The 13,433-nt window shown below is 67.5% G+C and carries 12 protein-coding genes; 1 reads left to right on the top strand and 11 read right to left on the bottom strand.

The window, feature by feature from the left end; genetic code table 11:
* Positions 1 to 10 precede the first annotated feature (10 nt).
* From acs to LJF27_RS27810, 10 genes are all read right to left on the bottom strand, one after another.
* Positions 11 to 1,966 carry an acetate--CoA ligase gene (acs, locus tag LJF27_RS27855; RefSeq protein ID WP_003110260.1) on the bottom strand — a complete coding sequence of 652 codons (1,956 nt, stop codon included), beginning with the start codon at positions 1,964 to 1,966 and terminating at the stop codon, positions 11 to 13.
* A 182-nt stretch (positions 1,967 to 2,148) separates the two neighbouring features.
* Positions 2,149 to 3,432: a C4-dicarboxylate TRAP transporter large permease protein DctM gene (dctM, locus tag LJF27_RS27850; protein ID WP_003117122.1), complete on the bottom strand. Its 1,284-nt coding sequence runs from the start codon at positions 3,430 to 3,432 to the stop codon at positions 2,149 to 2,151.
* Positions 3,429 to 4,067 carry a TRAP transporter small permease gene (locus tag LJF27_RS27845; protein WP_003114245.1) on the bottom strand — a complete coding sequence of 213 codons (639 nt, stop codon included), beginning with the start codon at positions 4,065 to 4,067 and terminating at the stop codon, positions 3,429 to 3,431. Before LJF27_RS27845 ends, dctM begins: the two co-directional genes overlap by 4 nt.
* 48 nt (positions 4,068 to 4,115) lie before the next feature.
* Positions 4,116 to 5,111: a TRAP transporter substrate-binding protein gene (locus LJF27_RS27840; RefSeq protein ID WP_003117123.1), complete on the bottom strand. Its 996-nt coding sequence runs from the start codon at positions 5,109 to 5,111 to the stop codon at positions 4,116 to 4,118.
* 113 nt (positions 5,112 to 5,224) lie between these two features.
* Positions 5,225 to 6,052, bottom strand: a complete 828-nt coding sequence (locus tag LJF27_RS27835) for an HpcH/HpaI aldolase/citrate lyase family protein (protein WP_003123245.1) — start codon at positions 6,050 to 6,052, stop codon at positions 5,225 to 5,227.
* Between the two features lie 10 nt (positions 6,053 to 6,062).
* Entirely contained in the window at positions 6,063 to 7,265 is a 1,203-nt protein-coding gene (locus LJF27_RS27830) for a CaiB/BaiF CoA transferase family protein (protein WP_003110264.1), read from the bottom strand.
* 55 nt (positions 7,266 to 7,320) lie between these two features.
* Positions 7,321 to 8,673, bottom strand: a complete 1,353-nt coding sequence (locus tag LJF27_RS27825; RefSeq protein ID WP_003163174.1) for an MmgE/PrpD family protein — start codon at positions 8,671 to 8,673, stop codon at positions 7,321 to 7,323.
* 38 nt (positions 8,674 to 8,711) lie between these two features.
* Positions 8,712 to 9,092, bottom strand: coding sequence for a VOC family protein (locus tag LJF27_RS27820; protein ID WP_023116708.1), 381 nt, complete (start codon positions 9,090 to 9,092; stop codon positions 8,712 to 8,714).
* 14 nt (positions 9,093 to 9,106) lie between these two features.
* On the bottom strand, positions 9,107 to 10,267 hold the full coding sequence (locus tag LJF27_RS27815; RefSeq protein WP_003085913.1) for an acyl-CoA dehydrogenase family protein: 1,161 nt from the start codon (positions 10,265 to 10,267) through the stop codon (positions 9,107 to 9,109).
* Between the two features lie 45 nt (positions 10,268 to 10,312).
* Complete coding sequence (locus tag LJF27_RS27810) at positions 10,313 to 11,140, bottom strand: FAS1-like dehydratase domain-containing protein (RefSeq protein WP_003085910.1); 828 nt, start codon at positions 11,138 to 11,140, stop codon at positions 10,313 to 10,315.
* A gap of 116 nt (positions 11,141 to 11,256) precedes the next feature.
* Here LJF27_RS27810 and LJF27_RS27805 point away from each other — a divergent pair, with 116 nt between their 5' ends.
* Positions 11,257 to 12,153, top strand: coding sequence for a LysR substrate-binding domain-containing protein (locus LJF27_RS27805; RefSeq protein ID WP_003085908.1), 897 nt, complete (start codon positions 11,257 to 11,259; stop codon positions 12,151 to 12,153).
* A gap of 133 nt (positions 12,154 to 12,286) precedes the next feature.
* Here LJF27_RS27805 and LJF27_RS27800 read toward each other — a convergent pair whose 3' ends face one another.
* Positions 12,287 to 13,231 (bottom strand): LysR family transcriptional regulator, encoded by a 945-nt coding sequence (locus tag LJF27_RS27800; RefSeq protein ID WP_003085907.1) that lies wholly within the window; start codon positions 13,229 to 13,231, stop codon positions 12,287 to 12,289.
* Positions 13,232 to 13,433 lie beyond the last annotated feature (202 nt).

Below are 13,433 nucleotides of genomic sequence, written 5' to 3'. Positions count from 1 at the left end.
CAGGCGGAAGTCAGGCGGCCTGCATCGAGCGATGGGTCTCGATCAGGTGCTGGACCACGCCCGGGTCGGCAAGGGTGGAGATGTCGCCGAGGGTGTCGTACTCGGCCGCGGCGATCTTGCGCAGGATGCGCCGCATGATCTTGCCCGAACGGGTCTTCGGCAGTCCCGGCGCCCACTGGATCACATCCGGCGTGGCGATCGGACCGATCTCGCGGCGAACCCATTGCTTCAGCTCCTGGCGCAGCGCCTCGCTCGGCTCGACCCCGGAGTTGAGGGTGACGTAGACATAGATGCCCTGCCCCTTGATGTCGTGCTGCATGCCGACCACCGCCGCCTCGGCGACCTTCGGGTGGGCGACCATCGCGCTTTCCACCTCGGCGGTGCCCATGCGGTGGCCGGAGACGTTGAGCACGTCGTCGACCCGCCCGGTGATCCAGTAGTAGCCGTCCTCGTCGCGGCGCGCGCCGTCGCCGGTGAAGTACATGCCCTTGAAGGTCTTGAAGTAGGTGTCGACGAAGCGGTCATGGTCGCCGAACAGGGTCCGCGCCTGGCCCGGCCAGGAGTCGAGGATCACCAGGTTGCCCTCGGCGGCGCCCTCGATCAGGTTGCCGAGGTTGTCCACCAGCGCCGGTACCACGCCGAAGAACGGCTTGGCTGCAGAGCCCGGCTTCATCGCGTGGGCGCCCGGCAGCGGGGTCATCAGGCAGGCGCCGGTCTCGGTCTGCCACCAGGTGTCGACGATCGGGCAGCGCGACTGGCCGACGGTCTCGTAGTACCACTGCCAGGCTTCCGGGTTGATCGGCTCGCCCACCGAACCGAGCAGACGCAGGCTGGAACCGTCGGCACCGGCCACCGCCGCCTTGCCTTCGGCCATCATCGCGCGGATCGCGGTCGGCGCGGTGTAGAGGATGTTGACCTTGTGCTTGTCGATGATTTTCGCCACGCGGGTCACGTCGGGGTAGTTCGGCACGCCCTCGAACAGAATGGTGGTGGCGCCGTTGGCCAGCGGGCCATAGACGATGTAGGTGTGGCCGGTGACCCAGCCGATGTCGGCGGTGCACCAGTAGACTTCGCCCGGACGGTAGTCGAAGACCCGCTCGTGGGTCAGCGAGGCGTACACCAGGTAGCCGCCGGTGGTATGCAGCACGCCCTTCGGCTTGCCGGTGGAGCCGGAGGTGTAGAGGATGAACAGCGGGTCCTCGGCGCCCATTTCCTTGGGTGCGCAAGTGCTGCCGGCAACCTTCATCAGGTCGTCGTACCAGACGTCGCGGTGCTGGTTCCACTTGATCTCCGCACCGGTACGCTTGCAGACGATGATCTTCTGCACGCTGGAGGTTTCCGGGTTGGTCAGGGCGTCGTCGACATTGGCCTTCAGCGGAGTGCGCTTGCCGCCGCGCACGCCTTCGTCGGCGGTGATCACCACCTTCGACTTGCAATCGATGATGCGTCCGGCCAGGGCCTCGGGGGAGAAGCCGCCGAAGACCACCGAGTGGATCGCGCCGATGCGGGTGCAGGCGAGCATGGCGACCACGGCCTCGGGGATCATCGGCATGTAGATGGTCACTACGTCGCCGCGGTGCACGTCCTGCCCGCGCAGGGCGTTGGCGAACTTGCAGACCTGCTCGTGGAGCTGGCGGTAGGTGATTTCCTGGTGGTCGGCGGGATCGTCGCCTTCCCAGATGATCGCCACCTGGTCGCCGCGTTCGGCGAGGTGACGGTCGAGGCAGTTGTGCGACACGTTGAGGGTGCCGTCGGCGAACCACTTGATGTCCACGTGATGGTCGTCGAAGGAGGTCTGCTTGACCTTCTCGAACGGCTTGATCCAGTCGATCCGCTGGGCCTGCTCGCGCCAGAAGCCGTCGGGGTTGACGACGGACTGCTGGTACATCGTCTTGTAGGTGGCTTCGTCGGTGAAGGTCCGTGCCACCGCTTCCGGGTGCACGGGGTACAGGGATGCCGCAGACATGGCTTTAACCTCGGTACGTGAGTGTTGTTTTTGTTGTGCCCAGTTGTAGCGAGCGCACACCCCACGAACCATACGACCATGGTCTTACCACTGCGCGACAGCGCCGATGGTAGCTATAAGCCGCGCCGATCGTAGCCTTGCGCCGGGCGGCGGAGCGCGTCCCGCGCCCCGCCGCCGCGACCTCAGCTCATGCCCAGCAGGCCCGGCAGCCACAGCGAGATCAACGGCACGTAGGTCACCAGGATCAGGAACAGCAGCAGGATCATCAGCCACGGCAGCGCCGCGCGGATGGTCTCCCCCAGCGGCATGCCAGTGACCGCCGAGGTGACGAACAGGTTGAGGCCGACCGGCGGGTGTACCAGGCCGATCTCCATGTTCACCACCATGACGATACCCAGGTGGATCGGGTCGATGCCCAGCTTCATGGCTATGGGGAAGAAGATCGGCGCCAGGATCAGCACGATCGCCGAGGGCTCCATGAAGCTGCCGGCGACCAGCAGCACCACGTTGACCATCAGCAGGAAGCCGATCGGGGTCAGGCCTTCCTGCACCACCCATTCGGTGATCTGCTGGGGGATCTGCTCGGTGGTCAACACGTGGGCGAAGAGCATGGCATTGGCGATGATGAACATCAGCATGATGCTCAGCCGCCCCGACTCCAGCAGCACCTTGGGACAGTCGCGCAGGCGCATGTCCTTGTACACGAACAGCGCGACGAAGGCCGAATACACCGCCGCCACCGCCGCCGCCTCGGTGGGGGTGAACAGCCCGGAATAGATGCCGCCGAGGATGATCACCAGCAGCAACAGGCCCCAGCCTGCACGGCGTGCGGCGGCCAGCCACTCGCGGAAGCTGGCGCGCGGCTGCGCCGGCAGCTTCTTGACCCGCGCGACGATGTAGATCACCACCATCAGGATCACCCCGAGCAGCAGCCCCGGAACCACCCCGGCGACGAACAGCTTGCCCACCGAGGTCTCGGTGGCGGCGGCGTAGACCACCATTACGATCGATGGCGGGATGAGGATGCCCAGGGTCCCGGCATTGCAGATGATCCCCGCGCCGAAGGCGCGCGGATAGCCGGAGCGGACCATGCCGGCCACGGCGATCGAGCCGACCGCCGCCACTGTCGCCGGCGACGAACCGGACAGCGCGGCGAACAGCATGCAGGCAAGCACCGCAGCGATCGCCAGGCCGCCGCGGATATGCCCGACGCAGGCATTGGCGAAGTCGATCAGGCGCCGCGCCACGCCACCGGTGGTCATGAACGCGCCGGAGAGCAGGAAGAACGGGATCGCCAGCAGGGTGTAGGCCTCGGAGGTCTCGAACAGCTTGATCGCCAGCGAGCGCACCGAATCCGGGCTGAACAGCAGGATCGTCAGGGCGCCGGACAGCCCCAGGGAGATGGCGATGGGCACGCCGATGAACATGAACAGGAACAGCAGCAGGAACAGGATCAGCACGGTCATGGACGGTTCTCCCCGGCCTCTTCGCCGGCCAGTTTGGAGGCCTCGGCGGCCTCGTCGGCGAGGCCCAGCCCGAGCTGGCGACCGCGCAACAGGTTGACGAGGATTTCCAGGTAGCGCAGCAGCACCAGGCCGAAGCCGACCGGCACCACCACCGCGATGTAGGCCTGGAGGATGCCGAAGTGGTCGAGGTCCTCGGCGCCGATGCCGGCGACGAACAGGGTCTTCACCCAGTCGTAGCTGGCGACCATGAACAGCCCGGCGTAGCCCAGGCAGCAGAGGCAGGCGAGTATCCCGATCAGGCGCTGCAAGGGACGCGGCGCCAGGCGCACCAGGGCATCCACCCCGAGGTGGCCGGCGGTGCGTACGCCGTAGGCGATGCCGAGGAAGATCAGCCAGCCGAACAGCGCCTTGGTCAGCGCGTTGCTCCAGGACATATCCTGGGCTACCCCGAGGATCGCGTCGCCCATCGAGTACAGCGGAGCCCGCAGTGTCGGCAGGCGGTCGCCGAGGTCGTAGAACAGGGTGAAGACGTTGGTCATCACCACATAGAGGAAGGTCACCAGCGTCATCGCCGCCAGCAGGAAGGCGATAGCGCCCTCCTCGAAGCGGTTCCAGACGCGCACGAGTCGATTCATCGCAGCGTTCTCCACAATGCCCCGCCCGGCCGGGCGGGGCCGGACGGGTCAATCGGGACGGTTGGAAGCTTCGGCGGCCTGGAGCAGATCGGCACCGACATTGCCGCGGAATTTCTGCCATACCGGCTGCATCGCCTGGCGCCAGTCGGCGCGCTGCCGCGGGCTCAGGGTATGGATCTCGCTGGCGCCACTGGCGAGGATGCGCTGGCGGGCGTCGCGGTTGAGGCGCTCGGCCTCGAGGTTCACCTGCACGGTGACCTCGTCCATGATCCGCTGCAGTTCTTCGCGGATGTCCGCCGGAAGGCCATTCCAGAACTTCGCGTTGGTGATCACCATGTAGTCCACCAAGCCGTGGTTGGACTCGGTGAAATACTTCTGTACCTCGTTGACCTTCTGGCTCTCGTAGTTCGACCAGGTGTTCTCGGTGCCATTCACCACGCCGGTCTGCAAGCCCTGGTAGACCTCGGCGAAGGACATCTTCCGGGAGATCGCGCGGAGCTGGCGGAACTGCTCGTTGAGCACGTCGGACGCCTGCACGCGGAATTTCAGCCCGCGCGCGTCTTCCGGCTCCAGCAACGGGCGATTGGCGGAGAGCTGCTTCATCCCGTTGTGCCAGTAGGCCAGGCCGAGGATGCCCTTGCCCTGCATGCTGGTCAGCAAGGCGCGCCCCTGCGGGCTGCGCTGGAAGCGGTCGACCGCCTGGATGTCGTCGAAGAGGAACGGCAGGTCGAAGATCTGCACCTTGCGCGTGTACTGCTCGAACTTGGCCAGGGACGGCGCCAGCATCTGCACGTCGCCCAGCAGCAGCGCCTCCATTTCCTTGCCGTCGCCGAACAGCGACGAGTTGGGATAGACGTCTACCTCGACCCGGCCGCCCAGGCGCTGTTCGACGAGTTTCTTGAACAGCAGCGCGCCCTGGCCTTTGGGCGTGTTTTCCGCGACCACGTGGGAGAACTTGATGACGATCGGCTGCGCGGCATTCGCCAGGCAGGAGCCACCGATCGCCAGGGCGCACAACAGCGCCCGCACCATCGTCTTGAACATTTCGTGACCTCAGATTGTTGTTGTGCTTTCGAGGTATCGACGAGCCTGACGCAGCCGGCGCGTTCGGAGAATTCGCCATTGCTCAAGCCCGCGTTCGCGTCTGTCGAACGCGTTCAGCCACCCTCCCCGGCCCGCTCCAGCAGGCGTCGCGCGCGCCCCAGCACCGGCGCGTCGACCATCTCGCCGTCGACCACGAAGACGCCGGCACCGGAGGCGCCGGCCTCTGCCACCCGACGCGCCCACTCCAGTTCCGCGGGACTCGGCATCAATGTCTGGTGGATCGGCTCGACCTGGCTCGGATGGATGCACAGCAACCCGCCGAAGCCCATGTCGCGAGCGAAGCGCACTGCCTCGACCAGTCCGGCACGGTTCTGGATCGCCGGATAGACGCCGTCCAGCGGCGGCGCCAGGCCTGCCAGGCGCGATTGCAGGAGCAGTGCGTAACGGGCGTGACCGAGAATCTGTTCGGCTGCGTTGCTGCCGCTGTTGAGATCGAGGTCCAGGGCCAGGTCGAGGCTGCCGAAGGACAGCCGCTCGACCCCCGCGGCGGCGGCGATCTCGCCTAGCGCGGCAAGGCCGCGGGCACTCTCGACGATGGGCCAGACCGGCTTGCCGCTGGCCACGGCGGCGTGGCGCACCTGGGCGGCGCTCTCCACTTTCGGCAGGAGCAGGCCGATCACTCCGGCGTGGTCGCGGCACAGCGCCAGGTCGTCGGCATGCCCGGGATGCTCCGCCGCGTTGATCCGCACCAGCACCCGGGCTTCCGGCGTATCGACGAGGAAACGCCGGAGATTGGCCCGCGCCTCGACCTTCAGCCCCTCCTCCACCGCATCCTCGAGGTCGACGATGACCCGGTCGGCGCCGCTGGCAAGGGCCTTGGGGATCCGCTCCGGGCGGGTCGCCGGGACGAACAGCGCGCTGCGCACGATCTGTCGGTTCATGTCCGCCTCCTCATACCGTTCCGGTCGCGCGCAGGCGCTGGATATCGGCCGCGGTACAGCCCAGTTCGGCAAGCAGCGCGTCGCTGTCGCCGCCCAGCGCCGGCACCGCATCCATGCGCGGAACGAAGGCGCTGCTGCTGGCCGGCGGCAACAACGCCGGCAGGCGCCCGGCCGGGCTGTCGATGGAGGTCCAGCGTTGCCGCGCCTGTAACTGCGGGTGCGCCCAGACCCCGGCCATGTCGTTGACGTGGGCGTTGGCGATCTGCGCCTGTTCCAGGCGCGCCACCACCTCGGCGGCCGGCAAGGCGGCGAAGGCTTCGACGATCAGCGCACGCAGCTCTTCGCGGTTGGCCGAGCGCTTGAAGTTCGCCGAGAAGCGTTCGTCGTCGGCCAGCTCCGGGCGGCGCAGGACCTTGTCGCAGAAGGCCCGCCACTCGCGCTCGTTCTGCAGGCCGAGCATCACTGTGCCGCCGTCGCCGGCGGGGAATGGCCCATAGGGGTAGATGGTCGAGTGCGAAGCGCCGGCGCGCGGCGGAGGCGGCGCGTCCTGGTAGGCGTAGTACATCGGGTAGCCCATCCACTCCACCAGGCTCTCCAGCATCGACACGTCGATGCGGCTGCCCTCGCCGGTGCGCTCGCGCAGCAGCAGGGCCGAAAGGATGCTGCTGTAGGCGTACATGCCGGCGGCGATATCGGCGATCGAACAGCCGGCCTTGGCCATCTCGTTCGGCCCGGCGCCGCCGGTCACCGAAAGGAAGCCGCCCTCGCTCTGGATCAGCAGGTCGTAGGCCTTCTTCTTCTCGTAGGGACCGCCTTCGCCGTAGCCGGAGATATCGCAGACGATCAGTCGCGGGAAGCGCTCGCGCAACGCCTCGTAGGACAGGCCCAGGCGCGCGGCGGCGCCCGGCGCGAGGTTCTGCACCAGCACGTCGGCGCCGGCCAGCAGCTTCTCCAGCAACGGCAGCGCCTCGGCCTGCTTGAGGTCGAGGCTGAGGCTCTGCTTGGAACGATTGGTCCAGACGAAGTGCGACGACAGGCCGTTGACCCGCTCGTCGTAACCGCGGGCGAAATCGCCGACGCCGGGGCGTTCGATCTTGATCACCCGCGCGCCGAGATCGGCCAGTTGGCGGGTGCAGAAGGGCGCGGCGATGGCGTGCTCCAGGCTGACCACGGTGATGCCGTCAAGCGGGCGCGGCTGGTGGGATTGCGTCATGGGTCGGACTCCCTGCCCTCGTCCGTCGAAGACGAGGTGCGGCTGGTTCGGTTGATCAGATCAGGGGCGTTACGGAAGGCGCCTGACGCAGGCCCCAGGCGCGCTGGATAAGGATCTCCGCCTCGGCGCCGGTGGCCGCGCCGGAAAACGCCAGCAGGCGGCGGAACTTGTCGGCCAGCTCGTCGCGGCTGAGGGTATTGCCGGGATCGCCCTTGGGTTCGTCGATGGCGGCGGTATGGCGCCGCCCTTCGCGATCCAGTACTTCGACCCGCCCGAGCCAGCGCTGCGGATAGGCGGCGTCGACCTCCGGGTCCAGGCGCATCTCGACCCGCTCGCGGAACGCTGCGACCCGCGGGTCGCTCAGCGCATGCCGATGGAACTCGCCGAGGCCGGCCTTGCCGTACACGGCGATCAGGCCCAGCACGGTGCCCATGGAGAACTTCGCCTGGTGCACGGTCTGCGGCTCGACCACCCGGCCGAGCACGTCGATGGCGCCCTGGTGGACCCGCGCGGTGACCGCGGCGATCTGCGAGTGATCGAGCCCTTCGCGCTGCATCAGCGCCAGCAGCGCGTCGGCCGCGGGATGGGTATGGCGGCACGAGGCGTGGAACTTGAACGAGGTTTCCAGCAACGCCCAGCGGCTGCCGAGGCGATCCACCAGGCGCTCGGGGTCGGCGTCGCTGGACATCCCGGCGGCCATCCCCTGCTCGCCTTCGAGGATGTGTCGCGCGCCGCTCAGGCCGTCGGCGGTGAGATAGGCGGCGAGCAGCCCGTCGGCGGCGGCCTTGGCGGTATGCAACTGCTTGGAATCGGCGGCGTCGCGGAGGAACTCCCAGAGCCCGGCGGCCTGGGTTCCGGCGCTGCCGAACAGGTCGACGAAGCGCTCGCGGTCGAAGTCCATCAGCTTGCCCACCGCCACTGCCGCGGCGAGGGTGCCGACCGTGGCAGTGGTATGGAACACCCGGTAGTGGGAACGGCCGAGGAATTCGCCGATGCGGATGCCGGCCTCGTAGCCGGCCACCGCCGCGAGGATCAGCTCGGCGCCGCTGCGGCCGAGGTCCTGGGCCGCGGCCAGGGCAGCAGGGAAGACCACCGCCGCGGGGTGCAGCACCGAGCTGTTGTGCAGGTCGTCCTGCTCCACCACGTGGGAAGCCGCGCCGTTCACCAGGGCGGCGAAATACGGCGAGCTGCGCCGCCGGCTGGGCAGGATCTGCGCGCTACCATCGGCCGGGCCCATGCGTTCGGCGTAGCGCTCGAACAATGGGATCGGATGCTGGCCCTTGCCGGCCAGCGCCGAGCCGAGCCAGTCGAGGAACAATTCTTCCATCCGCGCCAACACCGCCGGCGGCAGGTCCTGGTAGCGCAGGCCGGCGAGAAAGCCGGCGAGTTGCTGGGTGTAGTCGGTCATGACCAACGCTCTCTTGTAGTTGTCCCGAGGCACACGGCCTACAGCGGGTTGCTCAGTTCGATCAGGTTCAGGTCGGGGTCGCGCAGGTACAGCGAGAGGATCGGCCCGCCGGCGCCGGTGCGCTGCACCGGGCCCTCGAGGATTTCCACGGCCTGCTGGCGCAGTTGCTCGGCCACCGCCTCGAGTGGCGTGGCGACGATGAAACAGAGGTCGGCGGACCCTGGCGTAGGTCGCTCGGCCTTGGGTTCGAATTCGCCCCCGGCCTGGTGCAGGTTGATCTTCTGCGCACCGAAGGCGAGGGCCTTGCGACCCGCGCCGAAGGTAACGGCGCGCATGCCCAGCACGCGGGTGTAGAAATCGATGCTGGCGTCGATGTCGCGGACGGTGAGCACCAGGTGGTCGAGATGGTCGATCTGCATGGGTGGCTCCCGCTTCAGAACGAGCGCGGCAGTTCGAGCAGGTGCTCGGCCACGTAGGACAGGATCAGGTTGGTGGAGATCGGCGCCACCTGGTACAGGCGGGTCTCGCGGAACTTGCGCTCGACGTCGTACTCGCAGGCGAAGCCGAAGCCGCCGTGGGTCTGCAGGCAGGCGTTGGCCGCCTCCCAGGAAGCTTTCGCCGCCAGGTACTTGGCCATGTTCGCGCTGGCCCCGGCGTTGAGCCCGGCGTCGTACTCCTGGCAGGCGCGCCAGCGCATCAGGTCGGCGGCCTCCACTTCGATGTGCGCCTCGGCGATGGGGAACTGCACGCCCTGGTTCTGCCCTATCGGCCGGCCGAAGACCACGCGGTCGCGGGCATAGTGGCTGGCCTTGTCGATGAACCAGCGGCCGTCGCCGATGCATTCGGCGGCGATCAGGGTGCGCTCGGCATTGAGGCCGTCGAGGATGTAGCGGAAGCCCTTGCCTTCCTCGCCGATCAGGCTATCGGCGGGGATCTCCAGGTTGTCGAAGAACAGCTCGTTGGTCTCGTGGTTGACCATGTTGGCGATCGGCTGCACGGTCAGGCCCTTGCCGATGGCCTCGCGCAGGTCGACGAGAAAGATCGACATGCCTTCGGACTTGCGCTTCACCTCGGCCAGCGGCGTGGTGCGCGCCAGCAGGATCATCAGGTCGGAGTGCTGGATCCGCGAGATCCACACCTTCTGCCCGTTGATCACATAGCGGTCGCCCTTGCGCACGGCGGTGGTCTTGATCTTGGTGGTATCGGTGCCGGTGGTCGGCTCGGTCACCCCCATCGATTGCAGGCGCAGCTCGCCGCTGGCCAGCTTCGGCAGGTAGAAGCGCTTCTGCGCCTCGCTGCCGTTACGCAGCAACGTGAACATGTTGTACATCTGCCCGTGCACGGTGCCGGAGTTGCCGCCGCAGCGGTTGACTTCCTCCAGGATCACCGAGGCCTCGGCCAGGCCCAGACCGGAACCGCCGTACTCCTCCGGGATCATCGCCGAGAGCCAGCCGGCGTCGGTCAGGGCCTTGACGAAGGCCTCGGGAAAACCGCGCTGCTCATCGATGCGGCGCCAGTAGGCGGCGTCGAATTCGGCGCAGAGGGCACGTACGCCCTCGCGGATCGCGTTCAGCTCTTCGCTGTTCGGATTCATCGGTGACTCCTCGATTCTTGTCGTTGGATGGGCGCTGGGGCCCTTTCAGTCGAATTCCACGTCGCCGCGCTGGGCCAGGCCGGCGCCATTGCCGACCCATACCTCGGCCTTGCCGGCAGCGAGCAGGCGGCCGCCGACCTCGAACGGTTCGGGACAGATCAGCGGGCGCAGGCCGCGATAGGCGAAGCGACGCAGGCGCGCCTGCGGATTGGCCCGGCAGAACGCGCGCAGGGCCAGGGTGGCGATCAGCGGACCGTGCACCACCAGGCCCGGATAGCCTTCGGCATCGGTGACATAGGGCCAGTCGTAGTGAATGCGGTGGCCGTTGAAAGTCACCGCCGAGTAGCGGAACAGCAACACCGGATCGGGCTCCAGCGCCTCGCGCCAGTCGCCCTCGGGCAAGGCCTCGGTACCGCCGAGCTTGGGCGGGGTCGGTTCGCGGTAGACGATGTCGTGCTCTTCGCTCAGCGCCAGTTGGCCGTCCTGGCGGTAGTCGTGGCGCAGGGTGACGAACAGCAGCGCGCCGCTGCGACCGTGCTTCTCCTCGACCCGGAGGATGGTCGAGGTGCGGCTGGCCTCGCCGCCGACCCGCAGCGGCTGGTGGAACTCCAGGCGCCCGCCGGCCCACATGCGGTTGCGATCGTCCGCCGGCGGCAGGAAACCGCCGCGCGCCGGGTGGCCGTCGACGCCGAGGCCGGCGGCCTCCACCGGGTCCTGGAAGAACGCCCAGTGCCAGAGCGGCGGCAGCGCTTCGCCGTGGGCCGGGGTCGGCTCGCCGAAGGTGGCGGCGATGCGCTTGACCAGGTTGCGGCTCAATTGATCGTGGGTTTCTTCCTGGCGACCGATCCAGGGGGCGAAAGCGGACTCACTCATGCGTGGCTTCCCATGACCTAGGGGGTGATGGGAGGAGAATGATAGGATGCTAGCGTTTTGAGAATTTGCAATTACGCAATGGCGCGTTCGGATTTGCCGAACGCCATGGAGTGCCCATGCATTTCGATCTCGCCGACCTGCGCCTGTTCATCCATATCGCCGAGTCGCCCAGCCTGACCCAGGGCGCGCGCCGCGCCTTCCTTTCCCCGGCCGCCGCCAGCGCGCGGGTCAAGGCGCTCGAAGGCCAGCTTGGCAGCCGCCTGCTGTATCGCGACAGCCGCGGCGTCGAACTGACCCCGGCGGGCCAGCGCCTGCTACAGCACGCGCGGCTGATCATGCGCCAGGTGGAATACCTGAAGAGCGAGTTCACCGAGTACGGCAGCGACGCCGCCGGGCATATCCGCATCTTCGCCAATACCACCGCGGTCACCGAATTCCTTCCGGAAATCCTCGCCGGCTTCCTCGCCGCTCGTCCCGGGGTCACCGTCGACCTGCAGGAACGCCTCAGCCGCGACATTGTCCGCGGCGTGCTGGACGGCTCCACCGACCTCGGCATCATCGCCGGGCCGGTGGCGGCCAGTGGCCTGCAGGTCCTGCATTTCAGCACCGACCGCCTGGTGATGGCGGTGCCCCAGGGCCATCCGCTGGCCGGACAGGCCAGGGTACGCCTGCGCGACACCCTGCAGTTCCAGCATATCGGCCTGCCCGAGGGCACCACCCTGCACGCCTTTCTGTACGAACGGGTGGAGCAGATGGGCGAGCAGCTATCGCTGCGCATCCAGGTCTCCAGCTTCGAGGCGATCTGCCGGATGATCGAGGGCGGCGTCGGCATCGGCGTGATCCCGCAGTCCGCCGCGCGCCGCCACAGCCGGACGATGAAGCTGGCGACCATCGAACTCGACGAGCCCTGGGCGATCCGCGAGCGCAGCCTGCTGGTACGCGACCTGGAAGCACTGCCGAGTTGCCTGCGGGCGTTGATCGAGGAGTTGCAGAGGGTGGGAGACAGCCTGTAGGGCGGATAACGCCCCTGGCGTTGTCCGCGGGGCTCCGGAGAATCGGCGGACAACCGCCAGGCGGTTATCCGCCCTACGACTCCCGACAAGCCGGGGTGCGATCGTCGCGAAGGGCGCCGCCCACCACTCCCGCTCAGTTCGCCAACCCACCGCTCTCCGCCAGGCTGCGCTCGTCCGCGGCGAGCATCGCCGGCATGTGCTCGCGGAGGAACTCGACCCAGGTGCGGATCTTCGCATCCAGGTACTGCCGCGAGGGGTAGAGGGCGTAGACGTTGAGATGGAACAGGCTATAGCGCGGCAACACCCGCACCAGGCTGCCGTCCTTCAGGCCGTTGACCGCCGCGTACACCGGCAGCGCGCCGATACCCATGCCGGAGACCACCGCCTCGGTCATGGCGTCGGCGGTGTTGACCTGGAAATGCGTCTGGTTGATGCAGGCCAGTTCCTGGCCGTCGGGACCGTCGAACAGCCAGCGGTCCAGCGACATCACCGAGTTCACCAGGCGCAGGCAACGGTGCGCGGACAGCTCCGCCGGCAGCTTGGGGAAGCCGTGCGCGGCAATGTAGCCCGGCGAGGCGCAGAGGATGCTGTAGGTCTGGCCGATGCACTTGGAGACGAAACCGGAGTCCGGCAGCTCGGGGGCGATCACCACGGAAATGTCGTAGCCCTCGTCGAGAATGTCGGTGATCCGGTTGGCCAGGGTCAGGTCGAAGCCAACCTCCGGGTAGGTCTCGCAATATTGCGAGATGGCCTTGATCAGGTAGTGCTGGCCGATGCCGGTCATCGCGTGGACCTTCAGCGTGCCCGACGGCCGCGCATGGGCGTCGCCCGCCTCGGCCTCGGCCTCCTCGATGTAGGCGAGTATCTGCTGGGCGCGCATCAGGTAGCGCTGCCCGGCTTCGGTCAGCGCGATGCGCCGGGTGGTGCGATGCAGCAGGCGGGTCTGCAGGTGGGCCTCCAGCTTGGCCACCGCACGGGAGACATAGGCGGTCGTCAGGTCCAGGCGCTGGGCGGCGGCAGTGAAACTGCCGGTCTCCGCGACGCTGACGAACGCGCGCATATTGAACAGGATATCCATCACGGCCCTCTAGGCTCTGACGCTTATGGCGCGTCTCTTTTCCACGCAACCCGGAGGACACCCCAAGGCGGCGCAGATTCTGTCACGAGTCAACCCACCTATTATTGCCTTTTGTGACAAAAATTTTTCACCTATCCGAGCTCTTATCCGCAAGCGCGGGCGCTCCTAGAATTCCCAGCCGTTTCGGCCTCCCCTCGCCGTC

It is taken from the genome of Pseudomonas sp. 203-8, from assembly GCF_020708595.1.
In the GTDB taxonomy this organism is placed as follows: domain Bacteria; phylum Pseudomonadota; class Gammaproteobacteria; order Pseudomonadales; family Pseudomonadaceae; genus Pseudomonas; species Pseudomonas aeruginosa.
This window is presented reverse-complemented; position numbering and strand designations above follow the sequence as displayed.

What these genes read in the sequence shown, in the direction of transcription:
- LJF27_RS27840 (WP_003117123.1), bottom strand. Translation starts at nt 5,111, where the DNA reads ATGTTCAAGACGATGGTGCGGGCGCTGTTGTGCGCCCTGGCGATCGGT.
- LJF27_RS27825 (WP_003163174.1), bottom strand. Translation starts at nt 8,673, where the DNA reads ATGACCGACTACACCCAGCAACTCGCCGGCTTTCTCGCCGGCCTGCGC.
- LJF27_RS27815 (WP_003085913.1), bottom strand. Translation starts at nt 10,267, where the DNA reads ATGAATCCGAACAGCGAAGAGCTGAACGCGATCCGCGAGGGCGTACGT.
- LJF27_RS27805 (WP_003085908.1), top strand. Translation starts at nt 11,257, where the DNA reads ATGCATTTCGATCTCGCCGACCTGCGCCTGTTCATCCATATCGCCGAG.
- LJF27_RS27845 (WP_003114245.1), bottom strand. Translation starts at nt 4,067, where the DNA reads ATGAATCGACTCGTGCGCGTCTGGAACCGCTTCGAGGAGGGCGCTATC.
- LJF27_RS27820 (WP_023116708.1), bottom strand. Translation starts at nt 9,092, where the DNA reads ATGCAGATCGACCATCTCGACCACCTGGTGCTCACCGTCCGCGACATC.
- LJF27_RS27810 (WP_003085910.1), bottom strand. Translation starts at nt 11,140, where the DNA reads ATGAGTGAGTCCGCTTTCGCCCCCTGGATCGGTCGCCAGGAAGAAACC.
- dctM (WP_003117122.1), bottom strand. Translation starts at nt 3,432, where the DNA reads ATGACCGTGCTGATCCTGTTCCTGCTGCTGTTCCTGTTCATGTTCATC.
- LJF27_RS27835 (WP_003123245.1), bottom strand. Translation starts at nt 6,052, where the DNA reads ATGAACCGACAGATCGTGCGCAGCGCGCTGTTCGTCCCGGCGACCCGC.
- LJF27_RS27830 (WP_003110264.1), bottom strand. Translation starts at nt 7,265, where the DNA reads ATGACGCAATCCCACCAGCCGCGCCCGCTTGACGGCATCACCGTGGTC.
- LJF27_RS27800 (WP_003085907.1), bottom strand. Translation starts at nt 13,231, where the DNA reads ATGGATATCCTGTTCAATATGCGCGCGTTCGTCAGCGTCGCGGAGACC.
- acs (WP_003110260.1), bottom strand. Translation starts at nt 1,966, where the DNA reads ATGTCTGCGGCATCCCTGTACCCCGTGCACCCGGAAGCGGTGGCACGG.